The sequence below is a fragment of the Microbispora amethystogenes genome (assembly GCF_016863015.1).
Lineage (GTDB): Bacteria > Actinomycetota > Actinomycetes > Streptosporangiales > Streptosporangiaceae > Microbispora > Microbispora amethystogenes.
The window spans coordinates 1-25,914 of record NZ_BOOB01000017.1; the positions used below are offsets into that span (position 1 = coordinate 1).

Consider the following 25,914-nt stretch of genomic DNA (forward strand, 5'->3'; position numbering starts at 1 on the left):
GGGCGGTGTGCGCCTGACCATCTAGCACCGCCACCTGGGCGGCACTGAGGTCGAGTCGCGCCACGTGCGCCCGCGCCTGCCTGGCCCCCTCCACACCCGGATCGTATCCCCGGACTTACGCCCGCGTGACGGAATCCACACGCTGAGTGACATCGATCTACGCGCCGAGCGCTATGGCGCCCGCCACCTCCATGCCCACGGGGTGCGCGTGACGAAAGCCGGCGCGGGACCTTCACCGACCCAGCGAAGGTCCGCTGCGAGGGATTCATGCACAAGGCCCGCGATACAGCGCTCGCGTCCGCCAATACCCGTGGAGCGGGCATTTCCGGTCCGGCTGCCACCTCGCCGGAAGCGTGGGCAGCGCACCGCTCACGGTCTTCAAGCACTACATCGAACAGCAGAAACGACCCATGTGAGCTGACCCTGGTCACGGGCGGAAGGCCAGGGCACGCTCGCGCCCTAGCGAGCACTCCCGCGTGGGCCTTCGCCCCCGGCGTTAACACTGGAGCACTGGTCCACAGCTCCGTAGAACTCACGGAACGTGAACGCCTCCGGGCCCGCCCCTTCGGCCCGGAGGACGCTCAGGCGCGCCATGGCCTCGTCGACCGTCGGAAGGTGCCCCTCGGGCACCCACCACAGCACCATGTACGGCTCGGCCATCCGGTGGAACCACTCCCGGCGGCGCCGCATCACCTCGAGGTGGGCGCTGCGGTAGGCGAAGTTCCACAACGTCTCGCGGGACTCCCAGACCGAGAGGTTCACGAGCAGCAGCCGGTCGTCCTCGTACTGGATCAGGTCCGTGGCCAGATCGCCCTCCTGCAGGCGCCAGACGAAGCCGGGCGCGGAGTCCGACACCTGGTAGATCGGTTCCAGGGCCTCGAGGAAGCCGGTCAGCGCGGGCGAGTCGATGGGCTCCCGTAGACGGGCGATGTTGAGCTGGGCGAGATGCATGCCCCGATTCTAAATCAATCTTCGTTGTTTTTAGAAGAGGCGGCGCTCTGGGAGGGGGCTCCTGGGCCGAAGGCGACGCAGCACTCCTCCGGGCGCGGGTCGAGCATCGCGGTGATCCCCGTCTCGCCCAGCCCGGCCAGCAGTCCCCGGCACAGCGCGAGGTTCATCGAGCACACGAGCACCGGATGGGTCTCCGCCAGCACGTGGAAGGGACAGTTGCGCAGCCGGATCCGCCCCTCCTCCTCGTACGGCTCGTAACCCCGCTCCCGCAGCACCTCAACGAGATCTCCGGCCTCGCCGGAGGCGTCCCCAGAGGCCGCTATGGAGGCCAGGCGCTCCCCGGCCCGGCGGGCGGCCTCCTCGGCCTTCTCCTCGCCGCCCAGCAGGTCGACGGTCTCGGCCAGCACGAGCGCGAGCGTGCGGTAGTCGCGGGGCGGCAGGCTCACGGACCGCTCCTCGCGCGCCCGCCGGTAGACCTTGGCCGGGCGCCCGCTGCCCGGGCCCGTCCGTCCGGTGAGCCGTCTGAAGCCCGCCTCCAGCAGGCCCGCCTCCACCAGTTTGTCGAGATGGAAGGCCGCCAGCGTGCGCTGGATCCCGACGGCCTCGGCCGCCTCGTTGCGGCCCACGTCCCGCCCGCGCTCGCTCACGAACCCGTACAGCGCCCGCCGCACCGGATCGCCCAGCGCGCTCATCGACTCCAGGTCGTCGCTCACCACAGCGGGAGTCTAGGTCGTAAGCTGCGGATCTCCCGCGGCCGTACCGGCGCGGGCGGAGATCGGAGCGACACGCGTGAAATCCCCCCTCATCAGGCCTGTCCCCCGGCGGGCGGCCCTGCTGCCGGCCCTCGCGGCCGTCACCGCACTCGCGGCCGTCGCCCCCGCGACGGCGGCGCCGGGCGCGCACGCGGCGCCTAGCCCCGGCGCATCCCCCGGGCCCGCCCTGTCGATCACCGTACGGCCCGCGCCGACCGGCCTCACGGACGCGAGGAAGAAGGAGATCGCGATGGAGCTCGTCTCCAGCGCGGAGAACTCGTCACTCGACTGGAAGGCGCAGTACGCGTACATCGAGGACATCGACGACGGGCGCGGCTACACGGCGGGGATCATCGGGTTCTGCTCCGGCACCGGCGACATGCTCGGCCTGGTCGGCCTCTACACCAGGCGCAGGCCCGGGAACCCGCTCGCGGGATATCTGCCGGCGCTGCGGAAGGTGAACGGCACCGACTCGCACCGGGGACTCGGCCCCGGCTTCGTGAAGGCCTGGCGCGCCGCCGCGGCCGACCCGGTCTTCCGGCGGGCGCAGGACGACGAGCGCGACCGGGTCTACTTCGGCCCGGCCGTCGCGCGGGCCGAGGCCGACGGCCTGCGCGCCCTCGGCCAGTTCGTCTACTACGACGCGATGGTCATGCACGGTCCCGGCGCCGACCCGGTCAGCTTCGGCGGCATCCGCGGGACGGCCATGAGAAAGGCGAGGACCCCCGCCCAGGGCGGCGACGAGGTGACCTATCTCAACGCGTTCCTCGACGCCCGGAAGGCGGCGATGAGGACCGAGGAGGCGCACGCCGACACCAGCCGGGTAGACACGGCCCAGCGGGTGTTCCTCAGGAGCGGCAACCTCGACCTCGACCCTCCGCTGCGCTGGAAGGTCTACGGCGACGCCTACGAGATCCCCCGCTGATCCGTCGCTGATTCGTCGCTGATCCGCCGGCCACGGGCCCGGACCTGGCGGGGCCGCCGGGTGCCTCCGGCGAGACGAAGGCACCCACGCGGCCGGTGTCCCCGCCCGGCGCGCGGGCGGGGCCGGGGCGGGGTGCGGTCAGGCGGCGCCGAGGACGTCGACGACGAAGACGAGGGTGTCGGTGCCCTTGATGCCGCCCTGCTCGTTGCCCTTCTTGCCGTAGCCGAGGTCCGGCGGGATCGTCAGGAGCACGCGGCTGCCGACCGGGACGCCGGTCAGGCCCTGCGCCCAGCCCTTGACGACCTGGTTGAGGGCGAACGTCGCGGGCTGGCCGCGGTCCCAGCTGGAGTCGAACTTCTTGTCGGTGCCCCAGATCTTGCCGACGTAGTGGGCGAGGACCGTCTGGTCGGCCTTCACCTCCGGGCCGCCGCCCTTGATCACGGTCTTGACCGTGAGCTTCTTCGGGGCCTTCTCGCTGGTCTTGGTGGTCAGGCCCGGGGCCTTGTCGCCGGCGGAGCCGTCCAGCTTGACGCCGGTGACCCCCGGGTCGACCGCGGTGCCCTGGACCGACTTCAGCGTGGCCGAGACGACGTCGATGACCAGCACCTGTGAGGTGCTGTCGAAGTCCTGGCCCTGCTGCTTGGCCTGGGTGACCTGGTCGGCGGAGAGGTTGTCCTTGGCGACCACGGCCATCACCCGGCCGCCGGGCTTGGCGCCGACCAGCGCCTCGTGCAGCGCCTTGGGCAGCTGCGGGCTGACCGTCACGAACTCCGACTTGCCCTGGTCGTAGTCGGAACCGGCCGCCTTGTTCTCCTTGCCGTCCCAGTTGTAGACCGTGACCTTCGCGGTGAGGACGTCACCGTCCACGGCGGGCGTCCCCTGACCCTCGAGCACCTTGATAGAGGCCGAGGTGAGAGAGGGCTTGCCCGAGGGGAAGGTCAGGGTCGGCTTCTGGCCGGCCTCACCGGTCACCTTGATGGCCGAGGCGGCCGCCTGGCCGCTGGAGGCCGGGCTCGCGGTGGACGTGCTCTTCTGCGCGGTTCCGCAGGCGGCGGCGAGCAGGAGAGGCAGGGCGGCGACGAGTGCCGTACGACGGCGCATATGGGAATCCTCAAACAGACAGCGGGTCCGGGCCAGGCTACCCGAACCCGCCGTCAGAGCGGTGTAAGAGATCACATACCCGCGATGAGCTTGTCGACCCTCTCGTCCACGCTGCGGAACGGATCCTTGCACAGCACCGTCCGCTGGGCCTGGTCGTTGAGCTTCAGGTGGACCCAGTCAACGGTGAAGTCACGCCGCTTCTCCTGCGCCTTGCGGATGAACTCTCCGCGCAGCTTGGCCCGCGTGGTCTGCGGCGGAACCGATTTGGCCTCGAAGATCCGGACGTCGTCGGCCACCCTCTCGACCGCTCCCCTCTTCTGCAGGAGGTAGAACAGGCCGCGCTTGCGGTGGACGTCGTGGTAGGCGAGGTCGAGCTGCGCCACCCTGGGCGAGGACAGCGGCAGGTCGTACTTCTGCCTGTAACGTTCAATCATCTGGTACTTGGTGACCCAGTCGATCTCCCGCGAGACGAGGTCGAGGTCGCCGGTCTCGACCGCGCGCAGCGTGCGTTCCCACAGCTCCAGCACCCGCTTGGCGGTCTCGTCCCCGCCTCGGCGGTCGACGAAGTCGCGCGCCTTGGTGAGGTACTCCTGCTGGATCTCCAGGGACGACGCCTCCCTGCCGTTGGCGAGGCGCACCCGGCGCCGCCCGGTCATGTCGTGGGACACCTCCCGGATCGCCCTGATCGGGTTCTCCAGGGACAGGTCCCGCATCACGATTCCGGCCTCGATCATGCGCAGCACCAGGTCGGTGGCGCCGACCTTGAGCAGCATGGTGGTCTCGCTCATGTTCGAGTCGCCCACGATGACGTGCAGGCGGCGGAACCGCTCGGCGTCCGCGTGCGGCTCGTCGCGGGTGTTGATGATCGGCCGGGACCGGGTGGTCGCCGAGGAGACGCCCTCCCAGATGTGCTCGGCCCGCTGAGAGACGCAGTAGACGGCTCCGCGCGGGGTCTGCAGCACCTTGCCCGCGCCGCAGATGATCTGCCGCGTCACCAGGTAAGGGATCAGGACGTCGGCCAGCCGCCCGAACTCCCCGTGCCGGCCCACGAGGTAGTTCTCGTGGCAGCCGTAGGAGTTGCCGGCCGAGTCGGTGTTGTTCTTGAACAGGTAGATGTCTCCCGCGATGCCCTCCTCGCGGAGCCGCTTCTCGGCGTCCACGAGGAGACCCTCCAGGATCCGCTCCCCCGCCTTGTCGTGGGTCACCAGCTCCACGACGTTGTCACACTCAGGGGTGGCGTACTCGGGATGGCTGCCCACGTCCAGGTAGAGACGTGCGCCGTTGCGTAGGAAGACGTTGCTCGATCGGCCCCAGGACACCACTCGCCGGAACAGGTACCGCGCCACCTCGTCCGGCGACAGCCTCCGCTGCCCGCGGAACGTACAGGTGACGCCGTACTCGTTCTCCAGCCCGAATATGCGTCGATCCATCACCTCACCCTATTCCCCGGAACCGGCGGCCGAACAGTGATCAGGCGGGGGAATGCGGCGGCGACGGGCTCAGGGGGCGTAAATCTCCACCACCTTGACGATCTGACTCCTCCGCACAGTGATGAGTGCCCGCAGGTCACCGGCGTCGGCCCGGAGGATCAGCTTGTCCCGGGGGCAGCGCTGCGTGCCCACATAACGGCTGTTGATGGTCTGGTCGTTCCCCTTGCATCCGACGGCGCTGAGGAACACGACGTCCTTCGCGAGGGGCGCGGCGAAGGCCATCACGTCGCCCTCGGGCGGCCCCTCGAAGTGGCCGTTCGTGCTGCCGCCGACCTCCGGCACGAACTTGATCGGCCGGTACTCCGCCACGTTCTCGTCCTGCATGGTGACCAGTTGCCCGCGCAGCACGCCGTCCCTGCTCGGGCTGAGGCCCTTGGTGAAGTCGTGCCCGGGGTCCGACTGGAAGGTCTCGCCGAAGATGTTCGGCGTCGCGGCGGTGATCGGCGGACCGGCCTTCTCCGTCTTCCGGGGTGTGGGGGTCGTGGCCGTGGCTTCGGGGGTGTCCGCCGTGCCGGGGCTCTGCGAGACCTCCGGGGTGCTACTGGACGGCTCCGCCGGGGAGGCCGGGGCCGTCACGGTCACCGTGGCGGTGGCCGTGGCCGTGGCGCCGGAGGAGCCGGAGCAGGCGGTCAGCGACAGGAGGGCGACGGCGGCGGCCGGGAGGCCCGCACGCCGGAAAAGATCAAATGTCGTCACAACCGGATGAGACTACCGAAACAGGGCTTTGGTTGAGCCGGAATCCCTGAGGCGGCCCGATCCCAGACAGCCCAGATTCCCGAGGCCGCCCGATCCCTGAGGCCGCCGGATCCCCGAGGCGGCTGGAGACGCGGCGGCGCCGCGCCCCCGGGGAGGGGACGCGGCGCCGCCGCGCGTACGGCGAGCAGGACCCTACTCGCCGGAACCCGTGTCGATGTCGCCCTCGGGGGCGATCGGCGGAGCCGTGGGCGGCGGCACCGCGGGAGTGGTGTCGGGGGCGTGCTCGGCGGTGGCGTCGTCCGCGGGCGTCTCGCCCGCGGCTCCTCCTCCGCCCTCCCGGCTCTCCCGCAGGATCCGCTCCAGGCGCGGGGGGGTCAGGCGCAGGAACTTGCGGTGCTCCCGGGCCCGGTCGAGCACGGCGACCTCGAGCTGCGTCGCGGGCGGACGCTCGCCGCCGGGCTCGGTGAGGGCGGCCAGTGCGGCGTCGAGCGCCCGCGGCAGCGGCAGCCCCTCCTGGTAGCGCTCCTTGAGCCGCCCCGCCACGGCTTCGGCCTGGCCGCCGATCACGGCCATGCCCTGCTCGTCGAAGACCGAGCCGTCGAAGGTGAGCCGGTAGATCTGGTCGTCCTCGGGCCCGTCGCCGACCTCGGCCACGACGATCTCGACCTCGAGCGACTTGATCGACTCGGTGAAGATCATGCCGAGGTGCTGGGCGTACAGGTTGGCCAGGCCGCGCCCGGTGACGTCGCTGCGGTTGAAGGTGTAGCCGTTGATGTCGGCGTAGCGGATGCCGGCGAGCCGCAGCGACTCGAACTCGTTGTACCGCCCGACCGCGGCGAAGCCGATGCGGTCGTAGATCTCACTGATCTTGTGCAGCGCCCTGGACGGGTTGGGCGCCACGAACAGGATGCCGTCTGCGTACTGCATGACGACCACGCTGCGGCCTCGGGCGATGCCCTTGCGGGCGTACTCCGCCCTGTCCCGCATGATCTGCTCGGGTGAGGCATATCCTCCGAAGGGGATGGACACCGGGGGTGATCCTCTCTTGGGTTAGCGCAGCGGGGCGGTCGGGCCTTCTGGAGCCGCCATCCGCGTCTCCAGCATCGACTCGACGAACTCGGCGACCTCGTCGTCCGGCAGGCGGCGGAAGCCGTCGGCGGTGATCACCGACACGACGGGCCAGATCCGCCGCGTGACGTCGGGCCCGCCCGTCGCGGAGTCGTCGTCCGCCGCGTCGTACAGCGCGTGCAGGCAGGCCAGGACGGCGTCCTGCGCGCTGCTGTTCTCCCGGTACAGCTTCTTCAGCGAGCCCCGGGCGAAGATCGAGCCCGAGCCGATCGAGTGGTAGCCGAACTGCTCGTACGGCCCGCCGCCCACGTCGTAGCTGAAGATCCGGCCGCCGTCGCGGGCCGGGTCGTAGGCCGCGAACAGCGGCACGACCGCCAGGCCCTGCATCGCCATCGCCAGGTTCTCGCGGATCATGGTGGCCAGGCGGTGCGCCTTGCCCTCCGTGGACAGCGAGCGGCCTTCCCGCTTCTCGTAGTGCTCAAGCTCCACGCGGTAGAGGCGGGCCACCTCGATGCCGAGGCTCGCCGTGCCCGCGATGCCCATGCAGGAGTAGTCGTCGGTGCGGAACACCTTCTCGATGTCCCGCTGCGAGATGATGTTCCCGGAGGTCGCCCGCCTGTCGCCCGCCATCACCACGCCGCCCTCGCAGGTCGCCGCGACGATGGTGGTCGCGTGCGGGATCTGCTCGCCCACCGGGGCCGCCAGCGTCTGCGCGCGGGTCGGCAGCAGGTTCGGCGCGTGCGCGCCGAGGAACTCGGTGAACGACGACGACCCCGTATCTATGAAGAGGCTGTTCATCCAGGCCGGCTGAGATGCCACGCGACTCCCTCCAAGCATGCGTTGTTACGCCCGACCCTACTCAGGTAGGCGCACTGGTTGCACTCTTCCCGATCAGCTCAGCGCGAACCGAGATCAACCGGCGCGCCGGTCCACGACCCCGGCTCGTTCGCCGGACCCTCTCTTTACGCGGTGGCGCTCGTCCGCCTGGACCGGTGTGTCCGCACGTCAGGGTGTACGGAAAGGGCGTGCGGGAGGAGCGCGCGGGGAGGGTGAGGTTGTGCGCCGCCGCCGGTGGGGAAGGTGCAGGGGCACGGGACGCCGGACATCAGACACGGGACGTCAGACACGGGAATTCAGACACGGGGCGCCGAGCCGGGGAGGGTGACGACGTGGAGACGGTGAAGGTGGGCATCGCCGGGCTGGGGGTGATCGCGCAGGCCGTCTACCTGCCCCTGCTGGCGCGACGGCGTGACCTGTTCCGGATCGCCGCCGTCTGCGACCTCGACCGCGACCTCGCCGAGGCCGTCGGCCGGGAGGCCGGCGCACCGGCGTACGACGACCCGGCGAGGATGCTCGCCGACGGTGGGTCCGGCGGGTTCGACGCGGTGCTCGTGCTGACGCCGGGGTCCCACGGGGCGCTCGTGCGGGCCGCGCTCGAACGCGGTCTGTGGGTGCTGGCCGAGAAACCGCTCGCCTACAGCCGCGCCGAGCTGGACGGCCTGCCCGGCGACCGCCTGATGGTCGCCTACATGAAGCAGTACGACCCCGCCTCCCAGCGGCTGCTGGAGGCGCTGCACGAGGCGGGCGGGCCGGACGTCGTCCGCCACCTGGACGCCACCGTGCTGCATCCGTCGGAGGACTCCCAGCTGCTGTTCGCCCGCGTGCGCCGCGGACGGCCCGCGCCCGAGCGGGCCGCCCCCTACGCCGAGGCCGACGAGGCGGCGCTCACCGCCGCGCTCGGCACGTCGTCGGAGCGGCTGCGGCGGCTGTACGCCGAGGTCGTGCTGGGCAGCCTCTGTCACGAACTGTCGCTCATGCGGCTGTTCACCGGGTCGCCCGACACCGTGGACCACGTCGCCGTGTGGCCTCCCGACGTCTTCCCGCCGTCGGTCGAGCTGAGCGGGACCCTGCCCGCCGGGAGTTCCGGCAGGTACGGCGTCCGCTGGCACCACCTGCCGAGCTACCCCGCCTACCACGAGATCGTGACGCTGCACCACGAGCACGGCTCGATGGAGCTGCGCTTCCCCTCGCCGTACCTGCTGAACGCGCCCACCCGCCTGACGGTCGCCTGCCGGGTCGGGACCACCGAGCGGACGATCGTCCACGAGGACGTCGCGGAGTCCTTCGAGCGGCAGCTTCTCGCCTTCCACCGGTTCGTCACCCAGGACGAACGTCCACTCACCGGACTGGACGGGGCCCTGGAAGATATCGTCACGGCGCAGCGGATCGTCCACCGGTACGCCCGGTGGGCGGGCATCCCCATCGCCGGAGAGTGCGCGGGCGAGACCACGGGCGCTCCCCCGGAGGCGACCGCCGGGGGCGCCGACAGCAGCGACGCCGAGGAGGGCGCGAGTGGAGCCGGTCACGCCGAGGAGCGCGTCAGCCGACCCTGAACCCCCCGCCGCCCCCGCGCCCACCGACGCCGCGCCAGAGCCCACGAACGCGGACGAACCCGCTCCCGCCGATGCCGCGTCTGCGCTCGCGAACGCGGACGAATCCGATCCCGCGCCCACCGACGCCGACCTCCGGCCCGCGAACGGGAACGCGGACGAGCCCCTACCCGCCCCAGCCGCCACCGGCTCCGCGCCGCGGGCCACGAGCACGGGCCACCCCGAACCCCCGGCCGTCCCCGCCACGGCCGGCGCGGCGGAACCCGTGCCCTCGGGGAACGGATCGGGCGCGGACCCGGAGATCGTGGTGGTTCCGCACACACACTGGGACCGCGAGTGGTATCTCCCCTTCCAGCGGTTCCGGGCCGGGCTGGTGCGCGTGCTCGACGAGGTCCTGGACGCCATGGCGGCCGATCCCGCCTACCGGTTCACGATGGACGGCCAGTTGACGGCGATCGAGGACTACCTGGAGCTCCGGCCGTCGCGGCGCGGCGACGTCGCGCGTCTCGTGGCCGAGGGACGGCTGGCCGCCGGGCCCTGGCTGATCCTCGCCGACGAGTTCCTGTGCTCGGGCGAGACCCTGCTGCGCAACCTTGAGTACGGCATGCGCGGCGCCGCCGCGCTCGGCGGGGCGATGCCGGTCGGCTACCTGCCCGACCAGTTCGGCCACTGCGCGCAGATGCCGCAGATGCTGGCGCTGGCCGGGCTGCGCCGGGCCTGCCTGTGGCGCGGCGTGCCGGCCCGCGTGGACCGCGACGTCTTCGACTGGACCGGCGCCGACGGCACGGCGATCAGGACGAGATATCTGCCCGGCGGGTACGGCAACGCGTCCGGCCTGTTCACCGGCCCGCCGGAGGGCCTCCCCGACCGGGTGGCCGCCTTCGCCGCCTCCATGGAGGGCTGGGCGACGGGAGGAAGCCTGCTCGCGATGTGCGGCGGCGACCACTCTGCCCCCGTCCGGGAGGTCACCACGTCCGGGCTGCGTGTCGCGACCCTCACCGAGGCTCTCGCCGGCGACGGCCTCGCACCGGCGCTCGGCGACAAGCCGGAGCACAAGCCTCCCCACGAACCTCACCACGGGCCGGGACAGGGGCCGGGACAGGGGCCGGGACAGGGTCCGGAAGACGGGCCAGGGCGCCGGGCGGGGTGGGAGCGCCCGCACCCGGAAGCGGGCGACCCTCCGGAAGCGGGCGGCCGTGCGTACGCGGGTGGTCGCCCGGACGCCGCGGGTGACGGCCGGTCCGGTGGAAACGGCCCGGTGGCGCCGCGGGTCCGGGGTGAGCTGCGCTCGCACGCGCGGGCGAACATCCTGCCCGGCGTGATCTCGGCGCGTGTCCCGCTCAAGCAGGCCATGGCGCGGGCCGAGCGGACCCTCGTCCGCTACGCCGAGCCGCTGTCCGCGCTGTGGCTCACGAGGCCGCCGTCCAGACCCCACGCCGCTGGCCATGCGCACGAGGAACGGCCGCCCGGGTGCGCTGCACGCGCGAGGTCCCTCGGCCCCCGCCACGAACCTCCCGGAGACGCTCCCGTGCAGCGGCTGCTGGACATGGCGTGGCGGGCGATCATCACCTCAAGCGGGCACGACTCCGTCACGGGATGCTGCTCCGACGAGACCGCCCTCCAGGTGGCGGCGAGGATCGCGGAGGCCGGGCAGACGGCCCAGGCGGTCGTGGACCTCGTCTCCGCCGCGCTCGCCGGGGCGGCGCCGAAGGGCTCCCTCGTGGTCGTCAACCCCTCACCGTTCGAGCGGACCGGCCTGGTGCTCGCCGACCTGCCGGAAAGCCGCGCCCGGCTGGTGGACGCGGCGGGGCGCCCGGTCCCGCTCCAGCGGCTCGGGCACGCGCCCACGCTGCTCGACGAGACGGTCATGGACGACCTGCGGCTGCTCCTCGGACGGATCCACGAGCGTGAGCTCTACGGCCACGAGATCGTCTCCTGGGACGCGGCGGGCGGCGTCTTCACCGTGACCGTGAGCCGTCACGCCTCCGGCCATCACTCCTATGAGGACCTGCGGCGGGCGATCCTGGAGGCGGGCCCGGGGTTCTGGGTCGTCCGCACGGTGGCCGAACCCGTCGTCACCGTGGCGGCGCTCGTCACCGTGCCGCCGCTCGGCCGCGCCGTCCTCACCTCCGGCTCCCCCGCGCCCGCCGGAGAGCGGGACGACGCCGCCCTCCGCACCGACGCCCCAGAGCCTTCGGGAGCCAGGGAGCCCGCGGAAGCCAGGGAGCCCGCAGAACCCACGGCGCCTGACGGAGTCGCCGTTCCGGGGGAAGCCGCCTCGCCCGCGGGGCCGGCTGCCGTGGCGCATCCGCTGCGGGTCGATCCGTACGGCTTCGAGCCGGTGCTCGACAACGGGCTGCTGCGGGTGTGTGTGGCCGGCGACGGCACGCTCTCGCTGCTCGCCGCCGACGGCACCGAGGTCCACGGGGTCGGGCGGGTCGTCCACGGCGGGGACGTCGGAGACACCTACAACTACGCCCCACCACCGATCGACCGGCTGCTCGACCGGCCCGTGGACGTCTCCGTCGAGGAGATCTGCTCGGGCCCGCTCACCGGCGTGTACGAGATCGTCCGGGCGTACGACTGGCCGGCCGCGACCGGGGGCGGGCCCGAGCGGTCCGGCGGCACCGAGCGATTCGGCGGCGGCACTGAGCGATCCGGCGGCGAGGACGTCCGTACGGTCGTGACCACGCGGGTGGAACTGCGGGCGGGCGAGCCGTTCGCGCGGTGCGAGATCAGCATGGACGTGCGCTGCCGCGACCACCGTGTCCGCTGGCATGCGCCGCTGCCTCGGGCGGCTGCGGAGTCGTACGCGGAGGGGCAGTTCGCGGTGGTGCGGCGGGGCCTGACCGCCGAGGGCGGGGGCGGCGAGCGGCCGATCCCGGTCTTCCCCGCGGAGTCGTTCGCCGCCGCGGGCGGCCTGGCCGTGCTGCTCGACCACGTCAGCGAGTATGAGATCACCGGGGACGGGACGGAGATGGCGGTGACGCTGGTCCGGTCCGTCGGTTACCTGTCCAGGAACCGCAACCCCTACCGGGACGAGCCGGCGGGCCCCGAGATGCCGGCTCCGGCCGCCCAGTGCCAGGGGCCGCTGTCGGTGCGCTTCGCCGTCCTGCCGTACGCGGGCGAGTGGCACGAGGCGGGGCTGCCGAGACTCGCGGAGGAGTTCCGCCATGATCTGCTCGCCGTACCGGGCAGCGGCGCCGGCAGTGCGGCCCCGCCGGACCGTGGACCGGCGCTCTCGGTGTCGGGAGAGGGGGTGGTGATGGCGGCGCTGCGCGAGCGGGACGGACGGCTGGAGGCCCGCCTGGTGGCCGAGCACCCTACGGCCACCGAAGCGGTCGTACAGGGCGATTTCACCGCCGCCTGGACGGCCGACGCTTTGGGCTTCCCCGTGGACCCGCTCCCGGTGCGGGACGGATGCGTACGGCTCCCCCTGCGGCCCTTCGAGATCGCCACGATCCACCTGTCGGAGGACTGAGCAGCCGTACTCGCTCGTACTGCGGTTTTTCTTCCGGCCCGGCCCGGGTAGTGGAGATATTCACTCGCCTTGAGGCACCGACGAGCACCAGTGGGGCAGGAGGAGGGCATGCTGGACCGGTCGCACCGCCTGGAGCAGGGCCGTCTTGAACACTTCACTCTCCGCGGCGCGCCGGGACTGGCGGTGGTGACCCTGGCGGGCACCGGTTTCGCACTGCTGACCGGTCTGGTGGCCGGCCGGTGGGAGCCGTTGTACGCCGCCGACCGGGCCGTGACCGACGACCTCAACCAGTTGGTGGCCGGCGACACACTCGTCCTGGACGTCCTCGGGACGCTGACCGACTTCGGCGGCGGCACCGTCCTGACCTGTGTGCTGGCCTTGGCCACCGTGTTCCTGCTCGTCCGGCGCGAGGTACGGCCGGCCGCCTACGTCGTGGCCACGTCGCTGGGCGCGTTGATCCTCTACCCCGTGCTGAAGCTGCTGATCGGCAGGCTGCGTCCCGTCGTGGCCGAGCCGGTGGCCACGGCGACCGGGATGAGCTTCCCCAGCGGCCACTCGATGAGCTCCCTGGTCTCCTACGGTGTGCTCCTGCTGGTCTTCGCGCCGCTCGCGCCCCGGCGGGCACGTGCCCTCGCCGTCGCGGCCGTCGCCGCCCTCGTCGTGCTCGTCGGCTTCACCCGCGTCGCGCTCGGCGTGCACCATCTGAGCGACGTGATCGGCGGCTGGCTTCTGGGGCTGGTCTGGCTCTGGATCACCGCCGCGGCCTTCCGGCCCTGGCGACCGGAGCCCGTGCACGGCGCGCAGCGGGGTGAGGGACCGGTTCCGTATCCCGAGCCGGAGATGCCACCTCGGCCGAGCGAAGGACCGCTCCCGCCGGATGACCCCGCGTCACTTCGGGCGCCACGAGAAGGGCCGGTCCCGCTCGCCCGGCCCGGCAAATGGCCGGGTGAAGGATCGGCCCTGCGGCCCGGCCCCGACGGGGCCCGAGAGCCGCTGCCCCGGGAGCCGTTGCCCCAGGAGTCGCCGCCCCGGGAGCCGTTGCCCCAGGAATCGCCGCCCCAGGAGTCGCCGCCCCAGGAGTCGCCGCCCCGGGAGCCGCTGCCCCGGGAGCCGCTGTCCCATCCCTGGCGCGTCGCGGCGGAGGCGCTGACGGCCTGGGTGCTCGTCCTCGGGGCGCTGTTCGGGACCGGGTTGCTGCTCACGAAGGCGTCTGGGAGCACGGTCCTGGCTGTCGCCGATCACACGGTCGTCCGGTGGGTCGCCGGCCTGCGAACCCCTGTGCTCGACGCGGTGGCCGCGTTCGGCGGCCGGATCGGCGGCGCTCCGTGGATCCTCGTCGGCACCCTCGCGGCCTGCGCTCTCGCCCTGGCCGTACTGCGGCGCCCATGGCCGGCGGTGTTCCTGCTCGTGGTGACGGTGGGGCAACTGGCCCTGTTCCTCACCGCCTCGGCGGCGGTCGGCCGCTCCCACCCCGCCACACCGGTCCAGCTGCCCGGCGACCTGACGATCGTCCCGCCCACCAGCCCGCCGGTCGTGCCACCCGGCGATCCGGCGGCCGACCTGGCGATCGCCGTGCACGAGTCATGGCCGCCGCTCGCGTCAGGTTTCCCCTCCAGCCAGGTCGCCGGCGTGGTGGCCCTGTTCACGGCGATCGTGGTCCTGGTCCGGCGCGCTACGACACGCCGTGGATGGCGACTGGCGGCCGGCGTGGCGGCGGTGCTCGTCCCGCTGCTGTGCGCCCTGTCGCAGATCTATCGTGGAACGCAGCACCCCGTAGGCGTGCTCGCGAGCGCGCTGCTTGCGCTTCCGTGGGTCGCCGCGGCGTGGTGGGTGCTGCTCCGCGACCGGCCGCACCGGCCGCTCGACACCGCCCGCCCGGCACAGTGCGATACGCCCGACAGCCGACGCGTGTGACCGGCCGGGCTGTCGCCCGGCCGGCACATCGGGGGCGCGGCGGCCGGCGACCGGAAAGCTCCGGGCGCCGCCACCGGCCCAGACGTCTCCCCCCTGGGTTACTGTCCGCCCTTCTGCACGTAGGAGCGGACGAACTCCTCCGCGTTCTCCTCCAGGACCTCGTCGATCTCGTCCAGGATCGCGTCGACATCGTCAGTGAGCTTCTCGTGGCGCTCCTGCACGTCCGAAGACGCTTGCGCCTCGACTTCCTCGACCTCGTTCTCCTGGCGGCCAGTCTGCTTCTGGCCGCCGCCGGTTTCCTTGGTCGCCATCCCTGACACCTCCGCTGCTCGGGGGGACGCCTCTCCCCATATCTTCCCCGAACCGACCGACAATGCGCGCGCCGGGGCACGCGATCTTTGGAACGGTGTCCGCGGCGGGCGTGCCGGCCCTCGGCGCGGGCCTTCTCTACATCGGATCGTTATCGACGTCACACTCTTCGTGGCCGCCTTTCGGCGTCGTACCCCCACCCGCGGGACGACAATGGGGGATCACGGATCTGGGCTGGCTCTAGCGCACGGGTGGTCGATGGCATCGCACGCACGGCAACTGCTGGCGGATCGGTACAAGCTGCTGACGCCCTTCCGGCGGGACGGCGGAGGGATCATGTGGCAGGCCCATGATCTTCGCCTCAAGCGCGATGTCGCGATCAAGGAAGTGCAGCCGCCGTACCGTGTGGACGTGGCGGACCTGCCCGCCGCCCGCAGGCAGGCGTTGCGGGAGGCCCGCTCGGCGGCCCGGCTGAGCCATCCGGCCGTGATCACCGTGCACGACCTCCTGGAGGACAAGGGCCGGCTCTGGATCGTCACCGAGCTGCTCCAGGGGCTCACGCTCGGGGACACCGTGCGGCATCTCGGGCGGCTGCCGGTCCACTGGGCCACCTGGGTCGGTTTCCAGCTTCTCTCGGGCGTACGGCACGCGCACGCGATGGGCGTGGTCCACGGGGACATCCGGCCGGGCAACGTGACGCTGACCGAGGACCGGGTGGTGCTGACCGACTTCGGCATCGCCGCCTTCGACCGGGACCCGACGGGACCGACGACGGTGCCGGTGACGCGGTCGGGGGCCTATCTCGCGCCCGAGCGCCTCCGGGGCGAGGCCCTCACCCCCTCCGCCGACCTGTGGTCGTTCGGCGCCACGCTGTACTGCGGTGTGGAGGGCAGGCCGCCGTACCCGAGCATGGGCCCGCTGTCGGCCGGGATGATGTCCGGCCGCGAGCCGGACCCGCCGCGCCGTGCGGGCCCGCTGCGGCCGTTGATCGAGGGCCTGCTGCGACGCGACCCGCTGGAACGGTTCACGATCGGGCAGGCCATGGACATGCTCGTGGAGATGCTGGGGCGGCAGGGCATCCCCGCCGCGGCGCCGGGCCGGACCTCCGGCGAACTGCCCAGCCGCGCCCGGACGAACCCGTACGGGCACTCCCCCGCTATCGGCGCGCCCCCGCGGCAGCCAGAGCTGACCACCGGGTCCTCGTACGGCGAGAGCCGCCAGCGTGGGAGCGCCCCGCGCTGGCCCGCGCCCCCAAGCCGTCCACGCCGTCACGCCGGTCCGGGCAGTCCGGGCAGTCCGAGCGGTCTGGGCGGTTCGGGTAGTCCGGGCGGTTCGGGTAGTCCGGGCGGTCCGGGCTATCCCCCGAATCTCGGTGGAGGTCACCCGGACGGCCCGCGCCCGCCGGCCGCCCCTCTATGACGCCTGTCGTCCAGGCCGTCCGGGGGTGGCCGGAATCCACCTGCTCGGTCAGCTGTGGTGGCTGCGGAACTTGACGATCCGTCCGGTGGCGATCGAGACGTAGACCCGATACTCCCGGTGGCCCCTGCGCAGCTCGACCTTCCAGGTGCGGTGGCCGTGCTCCCACTCCCGCTCGACCTTGGTCACCCGCGCGCCGGGCACCCGCCTCTTCGCGATGACGATCGCCTCCCGCCGGGTGAACCCGGATCTGGAGACGGCCGAACGTGCCGGGGTCGCGGAGGACACGGCCGGGGTGTGGGCGCGCGCCTGAACAGGGGCGGCCTGGACGGAAGTAGGCGCCTGGACCGGGGCGGAGGCCGAGGCGACCGCCGTTCCCCCGGCGGCCAGGGCGGCGATGGTGGCGGCGGCTGCGATGGCGATGCTCGTTGTCTTCCTCATGACCCCACCGTCGCAGCGATCACGCTAGAGCCGCGCTAAGCGATCCCTAAAAGGAGGCGCACCTCCGCGCCGCCCAGATCGGAGTCTCCAAGAGTCAGGCGGCCCCCCGACTGCTCCGCCACGCGGCGGGCGATGTCGAGGCCGAGGCCGGTCGACCCGGCTCCGCTCTCCCCGCGCCGTGACGGGTCACCGGGGCCGAAGCCCGGCCCGGCGTCCGACACCGTCAGCAGGACCCCGCCGCCCCGGCCGTCCGTGCCGTCCCCGTCCGAGCCGGTCATCCCCCGGGCGGCCAGGCGGACCCGGAACGACGCGCCGTCCGGGGTGTGGGCGAAGACGTTGCCCACCAGCGCGTCCACACAGGCGGCGAGATCGTCCGCGGAGGCCGCCACCCGCAGCGGGCCGGCCGCCAGGTCGAGCGTGACGGTCCTCGACTGGTCCTCGGCGAGCACCGACCAGAACGCCACCCGGTAGCGCACCACCGGGACGGCGTCGCAGGAGGCCCGCTCCCGGGAACGACGGCGGACGTCGTTGATCACGACTGTCACCGCCCGCTCCAGCGCGTCCACGCGGGCCTCGATCCTCGCCGCCTCCCCGGGGTCCGACAGCGACTCCGCCTCCAGCCGCAGGCCGGTCAGGGGGGTGCGCAGCCGGTGGGAGACGTCGGCGACCATCTCGCGCTCCTCGGCGAGCAGGTCGGAGATCCGCTCCGCGAGGTGGTTCAGCGCGAGACCCGCCGTACGCACCTCAGGCGGGCCCTGGGGGCGCGCCCTGGCCGTCAGGTCGCCCGTGGCGAGGTGATGGGAGACCTCGGCGAGGGCCGTGGTCGGCCCGACGATCGCACGCGCGAGCCGGTCGGCCACCAGCATCCCCACGCCGACGAGGACGATCCCGAGGACCAGCAGCGCGAGCCACGTCCGGTGGACGCCCTCGTCGAGGTCCTCGTCGGCGAGGAAGGCGCGGATGACGGCGGTGCCGCCTGGCGCGCCCTGCACCGCCACCAGGATCTCCCGCCCGCCCGGCGCCGACGCGGTGAGACTGCGCCCCCGGGCGGCGAGTTCCACAGCGGGGGTGCGGGCGGCGGGAGCCCCGAGCACCCGGCCGTCCGCGAGGAACACGGTGACCGGGTGGCCACTCGACGCGCCCGCCTGCTCGGCGGTCAACCGCAGCGTGTCCTCGTCCACCGCGCCGACGGCCACCGCGACCGACTCCGCCGCCCGGGTCGCGGAGCCGATCGCCTCGCTCCGTGCCACCGACCGCACCAGCAGGGCGAGCGGCACCAGCAGCGACACCAGGACGAGCGACGTGGTCGCCGCCACGAGGGCCGCGAGCCAGCGCCTCATCGCCCGCTCCGGCGGACGGCTGTCGCCAGCCCTCGGTCAGGGCCGATCACCACGTGGGTCACGAGGCGGGTCGCCGGGCCGATCGGTAGGCCGCTCCCCGAGCCGGTTGCCGGACCGGTCATGAGGGGGCGGCGAGGCGTACGCCCACGCCTCGCACGGTGTGGAGGTAGCGCGGTTCCTGGGCGGTCTCGCCCAGCTTGCGGCGGAGCCAGGAGAGGTGGACGTCGACCGTCTTGTCCGTGCCTCCGTAGGGGATCCGCCAGACCTCGGTGAGCAGCTCACGCTTGGTGACGACCTGCCCGGCCCGTGCCGCCAGATAGTGCAGCAGGTCGAACTCGCGCGGCGTCAGGTCCAGCGCCGCACCGTCCAGCGTGGCCTCGCGCGTCGCGGGGTCCACCCGCAGCGTCCCGACCGTCAGCGAGGTGTCCGTACGGCCGGTGTCCACCCGGCGCAGCACCGCGCGGATGCGGGCGTCGAGCTGCGCGGCGCTGTACGGCTTGACCACATAGTCGTCGGCGCCGGCGTCGAGCAGGCGGACCATGTCCGCCTCCCCGTCCCTGGCGGTGGCCACGATGACCGGGACACGGCTCACGGCGCGGAGCATGCGTAACAGGTCGGCGCCGTCCATGTCGGGCAGGCCGAGATCGAGCACGATGAGGTCGGGGCGGTCCTCCACGGCCGACCGGAGGCCGTCGAGGGCGGTGGAGGCGGAGGAGACGGCATGGTCGCGATCACGCAGGCCCCGGGTGAGGGAGGTGCGGATGGGGGCGTCGTCTTCGACGAGGAGCACGCTTGGCATTTGCCCGTTACGGTATCCGCCGGATCCGATGCGACATAAGTCCGTTATCCGGGTCTTAGCGATCCCTTAGCGTCCGGCGTTGCCGGAGCGGAAGCGGCATGAGTCCGTTATCCGGACCTTAGCGAGCCCTTAGCGTTCGCGGTGGGAGAGTGGCGGCGTGCACAGCCGTCTCGTACTCGCCGTCGCCGGATGGCTTCTGGCCGCCGCGCTCGCCACCGGCGCGGGCGTCGCGGTGCTGGGCCTGCTCGGACGGCCGCCGGCCGGCCCGGCGGAGCGGCCGATGGCCGCCGAGGAGATCCGCCTCGCGCTCGCCCGGGCCACCCCTCTCCCGGACGCGTCCGGCGCCCTGGCCCCCGGCGGCTCCACCGACGACTCCTCGGACGGCTCCACGGCCGACTCCTCGGGCGGGCAGGGCGAGGCGTCCGCGGCGGCGCCGCCGGAGGCGTCCGGTGCGGCGCGGTCCCCCGGCACCCGCACGCCGGACACCCGCACGCCGGACACCCGTACGCCGGACACCCGTACGCCGGACACCCGGGCACCCGCCACCCGTACGCGCGGCGCGGAGCCGGCGGCGGCACGCAAGCTGATCTCCACGGGCGCGGGCAGCGTCATCGCCCGCTGTGACGGCGGGCTGGCGCGCCTCCAGTCATGGACCCCCGCCCAGGGGTTCCGGGTCGACGACGTCGACCCGGGCCCGGACGACCGCGCCCGCGTGAGGTTCGAGTCGGACGAGGGCAAGCTGGAGATCGAGGTGCGCTGCGCCGGCGGCGTGCCCACCCCGCGGATCTCCCGGCACGGCTGACCTGTCACGGCGACCCCGCACGACCGGCCCGCCTGATCCACGTTCTCCCGGCATTCCCGGCATGGCTGAGCGGTCGCCCGACCACCGCATTCGCGGCGGTCGGAGCCGCCGGGCCTCAGCCGGTGGCGCGTCAGGCCTCGCCGGTGAGGGCGGCGACGAGGTCGGCCGCGGTGCGGCACCGGTCGAGCAGGTCGCCCACGTGCGCCTTGGTGCCGCGCAGCGGCTCCAAGGTCGGCACGCGCTGGAGCGACTCGCGGCCGGGGATGTCGAATATCACCGAGTCCCAGGAGGCCGCGGCGACCGACTCGCTGTACTGACGCAGGCACCGGCCCCGGAAGTAGGCCCGCGTGTCGGTCGGCGGCGTCTCGACCGCGCGGTCGACGTCCTCGTCGGTCACCAGGCGCTGCATCCGGCCCCGGGCGACCAGGCGGTTGTACAGCCCGCGGTCGGGACGGATGTCGGAGTACTGCAGGTCCACCAGCTGCAGGCGAGGGTGCGACCACGGCAGGTTGTCGCGGGTGCGGTAGCCCTCCAGGATCTCCAGCTTGGCCACCCAGTCGAGCTCCCGGGAGAGCTGCATCGGGTCCTCGGCCAGCCGGGTGAGCACCGACTCCCAGCGGTTGAGCACGTCCTTGGTGAGGTCGTCCACGCCCGAGCCGAACCGGTCCTCGACGTACTTGCGGGCCTGCTCCAGGTATTCCATCTGCAGCTGCACGGCGGTCATCTTCCGCCCGTTGCGCAGCGCGATCTCGTACTTGCAGGTCGGGTCGTGGGACACCGCGCGCAGCGCGGCGACCGGCGACTCCGGCGCCAGGTCGATGGTGAGGAACCCCTCCTCGATCATCGCCAGGACCAGGGCCGTCGTACCAAGCTTCAAATATGTCGAAATTTCCGACATATTGGCGTCGCCAATGATCACGTGCAGGCGACGGTACTTCTCCGGGTCGGCGTGCGGCTCGTCCCGGGTGTTGATGATCGGCCGCTTGAGCGTCGTCTCCAGCCCGACCTCGACCTCGAAGAAGTCGGCGCGCTGGCTGATCTGGAAGCCGTCGCCGCGCGAGTCCTGGCCGATGCCGACCTTCCCCGCGCCACAGATGACCTGCCGGGACACGAAGAACGGGGTCAGGTGCCGGACGATGTCCGCGAACGGCGTGGCCCGGCGCATGAGGTAGTTCTCATGGCACCCGTACGACGCGCCCTTGGCGTCGGTGTTGTTCTTGTAGAGCTGGATGGGGGCGTTGCCGGGGACGGCCGACGCCCGGACCGCCGCGTCGTACATCACCCGCTCGCCCGCCTTGTCCCAGATGACCGCCGCCCTGGGGTTGGTGCACTCGGGCGTCGAATACTCCGGATGGGCGTGGTCGACGTACAGACGCGCGCCGTTGGTGAGAATCACGTTGGCGAGCCCGAGGTCCTCGTCGGTGAGCTGGCTCTGGTCGGCCACCTCACGGGCGAGATCGAATCCCCGGGCGTCGCGGAGCGGGTTCTCCTCCTCGAAGTCCCATCGGGCCCGGCGGGCGCGGGCGGCCGATGCCGCCAGGTACGCGTTGACGACCTGTGAGGAGGTCACCATCGCGTTCGCCCCCGGTTGACCGGGCACGGCGATGCCGTACTCGGTCTCGATGCCCATCACCCGCCGAACCGTCATTCCCACCCCGCCCGTGTCAGGCCGTCGTCGTCATATCCGAGCCTAGCCCTTTCTCTATGCCCTGCTACCGAACAGTTACGGCACAGATGCCTCGGGACTTTGCGCCGGAATCGGCGGCACCGTCCGGGAAGGGGTGCCCCGGCCGCGCCGGCGGGACCCGCGCGAGCGGTCGAGCAGGGCCCCCAGCCTGGACCGGAGCCACCGCTGGCCGGGCCGGTCGACCAGCCGGTAGACCGCGTACGCGAGCGCGATCGAGACCGCCATCGTGATCCCCGTCAGCAGCCACGGATCCAGCACGTCCCGGTACGCCGGGATCAGGACGGCGGAGATCGTCTGGTGCAGCAGATAGAGCGGATACGTGAGGGCCCCCACGGTGACGAGGGGACGCCACCGCAGCCACCGCAACCAGCCGAGGGCGACCGCGGCCATCAGGAGGTAGACGACCGTGATCGCGACGATGACGGCCTCGGGCGGCGCCGGGTAGCGGGCGATGCCGATCAGGCGCACCCGCTCCCCCACGCGCTCCGTGGCGGCGTGCAGGGACATCCCGTAGCCCACCGCCACGAGCAGCCACGGCATGAGGGCGGCCGACCGCGCCCCGAAGCGGTGGATCAGGAAGAAGGCCATGCCCGCGATGAAGTACGGCGCCTGCCGCGGCATGAAGACGAAGACCAGCACGTCGTTCTGGGTGACCTCGGCGAGCAGGGCCAGGCCGGCCCAGGCCGCCAGGAACACCAGGCAGCGCCGCAGCGTGATCCCCACGAGGGAGAACAGCGCCAGGAGGACGTAGAACCGCAGCTCCACCCAGAGCGACCAGAAGACGCCACCGGCGTGCCCGACGTCGAACGCCCCCTGCAGCATGGTCAGGTTGAGCAGGTACTCCCCCGTGCTGAGCTTGGGATCGAACCCGGAGACGCCGCTGAAGCGGTACAGGATGAAGATCACGATCACGGCGAACCAGTACGCCGGATACAGCCGGGAGACCCGGGACACGGCGAACTCGCCGACCGTGTGACCCCACACGCTCATCAGGATGACGAACCCGCTGATGAGGAAGAACAACTCGACGCCGAGGATGCCCAGCGTGGTGAGGCGGGCGACCGGCGCGAACAGCTTCGTCGGAAACTCGTCCCACAGGGATCTGCTGGCCGCCATGTAGTGGAAGGACATGACGGCGAACGCGGCGACGAAGCGCAGGACGTCGAGTTCGACGAGGCGCCGGCCCCTCTCGCCCCGGCCGTCGCCGGGCGCGTCCGGCGCGCCCGCAGGGGGAACGGAATGTCGCACAGGCCTCACAGGGCCCACCCGCGCGCGCCAAGAAAGATCACGCCACCTTTGACGTGATCACATGCCGTTCCGGTTCCCTCCGAGATCGACACGTGATCCGCGATCTCCGGACGACCCGGAAAACCGGAGGAGCGGCGCGATACGGGATCGCGCCGCTCCTCGCCGTCGGCCCGTCAGGGCCGACGATGCCTCCTACGGGTCCTACAGGTACTGACCGGTGTTGGCGACCGTGTCGATCGAACGGCCGGCCTCGGTGCCCTGCTTGCCCTGCACGAGCGTGCGGATGTAGACGATCCGCTCGCCCTTCTTGCCGGAGATGCGGGCCCAGTCGTCGGGGTTGGTGGTGTTGGGCAGGTCCTCGTTCTCGGAGAACTCGTCCACGCAGGCGGCCAGCAGGTGGGAGATCCGCAGGCCCTTCTGCCCGGTGTCGAGGAACTCCTTGATGGCCATCTTCTTGCCCCGGTCGACGATGTTCTGGATCATCGCGCCGGAGTTGAAGTCCTTGAAGTAGAGGACTTCCTTGTCGCCGTTGGCGTAGGTCACCTCGAGGAAGCGGTTCTCCTCGCTCTCGGCGTACATCCGCTCGACGGTCCGCTGGATCATCCCGGCGATCGTGCCCTCACGGCTGTCGCCGTGCTCGCTCAGATCCTCCGGGTGCAGCGGAAGCTCGCTGACCAGGTACTTCGAGAAGATGTCCTTGGCCGCCTCGGCGTCCGGCCGCTCGATCTTGATCTTGACGTCCAGGCGGCCGGGCCGCAGGATCGCCGGGTCGATCATGTCCTCGCGGTTGGAGGCGCCGATGACGATGACGTTCTCCAGGCCCTCGACACCGTCGATCTCCGACAGGAGCTGGGGGACGATGGTGTTCTCGACGTCGGAGGAGACGCCGGAGCCGCGGGTCCGGAAGATCGAGTCCATCTCGTCGAAGAACACGATCACCGGGGTGCCCTCGGAGGCCTTCTCCCTGGCCCGCTGGAACACCAGGCGGATGTGCCGCTCGGTCTCACCGACGTACTTGTTGAGGAGCTCGGGGCCCTTGATGTTGAGGAAGAAGCTCTTGCCGGACTGACCGGTCTTCTCCGCGACCTGCTTGGCCAGGGAGTTGGCCACCGCCTTGGCGATCAGCGTCTTGCCGCAGCCGGGCGGGCCGTACAGGAGCACGCCCTTCGGCGGGCGCAGCTGGTGCTCGCGGAACAGGTCGGCGTGCAGGTAGGGCAGCTCGATGGCGTCCCTGATCTGCTCGATCTGCCGGCTGAGGCCGCCGATCTCCTCGTAGGAGATGTCGGGGACCTCCTCCAGGACGAGCTCCTCCACCTCCGACTTGGGGATGCGCTCGTAGACGTAGTTGGAACGGGGTTCGAGAAGCAGGGAGTCACCGGCGCGCAGCGGCTGGTCCAGCAGCGAGTGGGCGAGCTTGACGACCCGCTCCTCGTCCGCGTGGGAGATGACCAGCGCTCGGTCGCCGCTCTCCAGCAACTCCTTGAGCATGACGATCTCGCCGACGTCCTCGTATCCGAGGGCCTCGACGACGTTGAGCGCCTCGTTCAGCATGACCTCCTGGCCACGCTTGAGCGAGTCGGCGTCGACGGCCGGACTGACGTTCACCCGGAGCTTGCGCCCGCCGGTGAACACCTCGATCGTGCCGTCGTCCCTGGCCTCCAGGAAGACGCCGAAACCGGACGGCGGCTGCGCCAGCCGGTCGACCTCCTCCTTCAGGGCGACGATCTGGTCCCTGGCCTCTTTGAGAGTGGCGACCAGACGCTCGTTCTGGCTGGTGAGAGCGGCCACCTGTGCCTGCGCCTCATGAAGGCGCTCCTCGATGACCCTGGCCTGCCGGGGAGACTCGGCCAGCTTCCGGCGCAACGCGGTGATCTCCTCCTGCAGGAAGGAGACCTGTGTTGTGAGATCGGCGACCTCCCGTTCGCGCTGCGCGGCTCGAGCCTCAGCGTCGTCGCGAGCTGCCACGCCCCGTCACCTCCTTCCCCGTCGAGAACGACTACTCAAGACCCTACCTATCTTGGCGCTGTACGTAACCTGGCCGGGCAGTGTTCGTGTAGTTACGTTGGGTGTTCGGCGTTTGATGCCTTATGGACCGAATCTTCGGATCAGCATTAGCAACGCATCCGAATGCTCCCGTGTCACGGGGCTTTGCCGGGATGTGGCCGAATCGTCACACTTGTTCGGTCCCCTCTCCGTACGCCCCCTTGGCGGGACGCCTGCGCCGCGGCGGGGGCGTGACGCCGTCCGCCATGCGACGGGCCATGACGAGGAAACCCGTGTGGCCGACCATCCGATGGTCCGGCCGGACCGCGAGACCCTCGACATGCCAGTCGCGAACCAGGGTCTCCCACGCGTGGGGCTCGGTGAAACTCCCGTGCTCTCGCAGGGCCTCCACCGTCCTGGACAACTGGGTCGTTGTCGCAACATAGCAGCAGATAACTCCCCCGGGTGTGAGGGATTTCGCCGCCGCGTCCACGCACTCCCAGGGAGCGAGCATGTCGAGGACGACGCGGTCCACGTCGGTCTCGTCGAGCGCGTCGACGAAGTCGCCGACCACCAGGCGCCACTGTCCCTGCGGGCCGCCGAAGAACTTCTCCACGTTCTTGGTGGCCACCTCGGCGAAGTCCGCGCGCCGCTCGTAGGAGGTGACCTTCCCCTCCGGCCCGGCCGCCCGCAGCAGGAAGCAGGTGAGCGCGCCCGATCCCACGCCGGCCTCGACGACCCGCGCGCCGGGGAAGATGTCGGCCATGGCCACGATCTGCGCCGCGTCCTTCGGGTAGACCACCGCCGCGCCGCGCGGCATCGAGACCGCGTAGTCGGCCAGCAGGTGCCGGAACGCCAGGTAGGACGTGCCGCCGGAGGACCGCACCACGGACCCCTCGGGCTGCCCGATCAGGTCGTCGTGCGGGATCGACCCCTTGTGCGTGTGGAAGACGCCGCCCTCTTTGAGCGTCACCGTGTGCCGCTTGTTCTTGGGGTCGGTGAGCTGAACCTGATCTCCAGCCCGGAACGGACCGTGCCTGCGAAAACCCATGCGGAAAAGGCTAGTGCCGCGACCGTCGAGGTTTGCCCATGTGGAGCGGTGGCCCCGGGTGTCTCTGGTG

The 25,914-nt window shown here is 71.7% G+C and carries 21 protein-coding genes; 6 read left to right on the forward strand and 15 right to left on the reverse strand.

The features are described from left to right. Positions 1–459: 459 nt before the first annotated feature. Positions 460–951, reverse strand: coding sequence for a DUF3291 domain-containing protein (locus Mam01_RS12380; protein WP_204285513.1), 492 nt, complete (start codon positions 949–951; stop codon positions 460–462). 14 nt (positions 952–965) lie between these two features. Next, positions 966–1,667: a helix-turn-helix transcriptional regulator gene (locus Mam01_RS12385; RefSeq protein ID WP_204285514.1), complete on the reverse strand. Its 702-nt coding sequence runs from the start codon at positions 1,665–1,667 to the stop codon at positions 966–968. Between the two features lie 73 nt (positions 1,668–1,740). On the opposite strand from Mam01_RS12385, the gene Mam01_RS12390 reads away from it, so the two are divergent. Continuing rightward, on the forward strand, positions 1,741–2,628 hold the full coding sequence (locus Mam01_RS12390; RefSeq protein ID WP_275408963.1) for a chitosanase: 888 nt from the start codon (positions 1,741–1,743) through the stop codon (positions 2,626–2,628). Positions 2,629–2,766: 138 nt separating this feature from the next. Here Mam01_RS12390 and Mam01_RS12395 read toward each other — a convergent pair whose 3' ends face one another. The 5 genes from Mam01_RS12395 to prcB all read right to left on the reverse strand — a co-directional run bounded on the left by Mam01_RS12395 (position 2,767) and on the right by prcB (position 7,781). Further along, positions 2,767–3,729 (reverse strand): FKBP-type peptidyl-prolyl cis-trans isomerase, encoded by a 963-nt coding sequence (locus Mam01_RS12395; protein WP_150934759.1) that lies wholly within the window; start codon positions 3,727–3,729, stop codon positions 2,767–2,769. A 71-nt stretch (positions 3,730–3,800) separates the two neighbouring features. Further along, positions 3,801–5,159 (reverse strand): Pup--protein ligase, encoded by a 1,359-nt coding sequence (pafA, locus tag Mam01_RS12400; RefSeq protein WP_150934758.1) that lies wholly within the window; start codon positions 5,157–5,159, stop codon positions 3,801–3,803. Between the two features lie 69 nt (positions 5,160–5,228). Beyond that, positions 5,229–5,915 carry a hypothetical protein gene (locus tag Mam01_RS12405; RefSeq protein ID WP_204285515.1) on the reverse strand — a complete coding sequence of 229 codons (687 nt, stop codon included), beginning with the start codon at positions 5,913–5,915 and terminating at the stop codon, positions 5,229–5,231. 192 nt (positions 5,916–6,107) lie between these two features. Beyond that, positions 6,108–6,944, reverse strand: a complete 837-nt coding sequence (gene prcA / locus Mam01_RS12410; protein ID WP_239101247.1) for a proteasome subunit alpha — start codon at positions 6,942–6,944, stop codon at positions 6,108–6,110. A gap of 21 nt (positions 6,945–6,965) precedes the next feature. After that, positions 6,966–7,781: a proteasome subunit beta gene (gene prcB / locus Mam01_RS12415; RefSeq protein WP_204285672.1), complete on the reverse strand. Its 816-nt coding sequence runs from the start codon at positions 7,779–7,781 to the stop codon at positions 6,966–6,968. A 371-nt stretch (positions 7,782–8,152) separates the two neighbouring features. Here prcB and Mam01_RS12420 point away from each other — a divergent pair, with 371 nt between their 5' ends. The 3 genes from Mam01_RS12420 to Mam01_RS12435 all read left to right on the forward strand — a co-directional run bounded on the left by Mam01_RS12420 (position 8,153) and on the right by Mam01_RS12435 (position 14,768). After that, complete coding sequence (locus tag Mam01_RS12420) at positions 8,153–9,376, forward strand: Gfo/Idh/MocA family protein (RefSeq protein ID WP_239101248.1); 1,224 nt, start codon at positions 8,153–8,155, stop codon at positions 9,374–9,376. Further along, positions 9,336–12,854, forward strand: a complete 3,519-nt coding sequence (locus Mam01_RS36575; RefSeq protein WP_239101249.1) for a glycoside hydrolase family 38 N-terminal domain-containing protein — start codon at positions 9,336–9,338, stop codon at positions 12,852–12,854. The genes Mam01_RS12420 and Mam01_RS36575 overlap by 41 nt, the downstream gene beginning before the upstream one ends. Positions 12,855–12,962: 108 nt before the next feature. After that, complete coding sequence (locus Mam01_RS12435) at positions 12,963–14,768, forward strand: phosphatase PAP2 family protein (protein ID WP_204285516.1); 1,806 nt, start codon at positions 12,963–12,965, stop codon at positions 14,766–14,768. A 98-nt stretch (positions 14,769–14,866) separates the two neighbouring features. Here Mam01_RS12435 and Mam01_RS12440 read toward each other — a convergent pair whose 3' ends face one another. Further along, complete coding sequence (locus Mam01_RS12440) at positions 14,867–15,079, reverse strand: ubiquitin-like protein Pup (protein ID WP_117408698.1); 213 nt, start codon at positions 15,077–15,079, stop codon at positions 14,867–14,869. 256 nt (positions 15,080–15,335) lie between these two features. Here Mam01_RS12440 and Mam01_RS12445 point away from each other — a divergent pair, with 256 nt between their 5' ends. Then, positions 15,336–16,496, forward strand: coding sequence for a serine/threonine-protein kinase (locus tag Mam01_RS12445; protein WP_204285517.1), 1,161 nt, complete (start codon positions 15,336–15,338; stop codon positions 16,494–16,496). 48 nt (positions 16,497–16,544) lie between these two features. Here the strand turns inward: Mam01_RS12445 and Mam01_RS12450 are convergent, their stop codons facing one another. The 3 genes from Mam01_RS12450 to Mam01_RS12460 form a co-directional block, all read right to left on the reverse strand. Next, the gene (locus Mam01_RS12450; RefSeq protein ID WP_204285518.1) at positions 16,545–16,934 is read right to left on the reverse strand and encodes a PepSY domain-containing protein; all 390 of its coding nucleotides are present in this window, start codon (positions 16,932–16,934) and stop codon (positions 16,545–16,547) included. Between the two features lie 35 nt (positions 16,935–16,969). Next, entirely contained in the window at positions 16,970–18,274 is a 1,305-nt protein-coding gene (locus tag Mam01_RS12455; protein ID WP_204285519.1) for a sensor histidine kinase, read from the reverse strand. Between the two features lie 118 nt (positions 18,275–18,392). Further along, positions 18,393–19,073: a response regulator transcription factor gene (locus tag Mam01_RS12460; RefSeq protein WP_204285520.1), complete on the reverse strand. Its 681-nt coding sequence runs from the start codon at positions 19,071–19,073 to the stop codon at positions 18,393–18,395. Between the two features lie 157 nt (positions 19,074–19,230). Here Mam01_RS12460 and Mam01_RS12465 point away from each other — a divergent pair, with 157 nt between their 5' ends. Continuing rightward, complete coding sequence (locus tag Mam01_RS12465) at positions 19,231–19,875, forward strand: hypothetical protein (RefSeq protein ID WP_204285521.1); 645 nt, start codon at positions 19,231–19,233, stop codon at positions 19,873–19,875. Positions 19,876–20,005: 130 nt separating this feature from the next. Here Mam01_RS12465 and dop read toward each other — a convergent pair whose 3' ends face one another. The 4 genes from dop to Mam01_RS12485 form a co-directional block, all read right to left on the reverse strand. Next, positions 20,006–21,523, reverse strand: a complete 1,518-nt coding sequence (dop, locus tag Mam01_RS12470) for a depupylase/deamidase Dop (RefSeq protein ID WP_150934747.1) — start codon at positions 21,521–21,523, stop codon at positions 20,006–20,008. A gap of 75 nt (positions 21,524–21,598) precedes the next feature. Next, positions 21,599–22,810 (reverse strand): acyltransferase family protein, encoded by a 1,212-nt coding sequence (locus tag Mam01_RS12475; RefSeq protein WP_204285522.1) that lies wholly within the window; start codon positions 22,808–22,810, stop codon positions 21,599–21,601. Positions 22,811–23,011: 201 nt separating this feature from the next. After that, complete coding sequence (gene arc / locus Mam01_RS12480) at positions 23,012–24,775, reverse strand: proteasome ATPase (RefSeq protein WP_117408706.1); 1,764 nt, start codon at positions 24,773–24,775, stop codon at positions 23,012–23,014. A gap of 205 nt (positions 24,776–24,980) precedes the next feature. Further along, positions 24,981–25,844 carry a tRNA (adenine-N1)-methyltransferase gene (locus Mam01_RS12485; protein WP_150934746.1) on the reverse strand — a complete coding sequence of 288 codons (864 nt, stop codon included), beginning with the start codon at positions 25,842–25,844 and terminating at the stop codon, positions 24,981–24,983. Between the last annotated feature and the right edge of the window lie 70 nt (positions 25,845–25,914).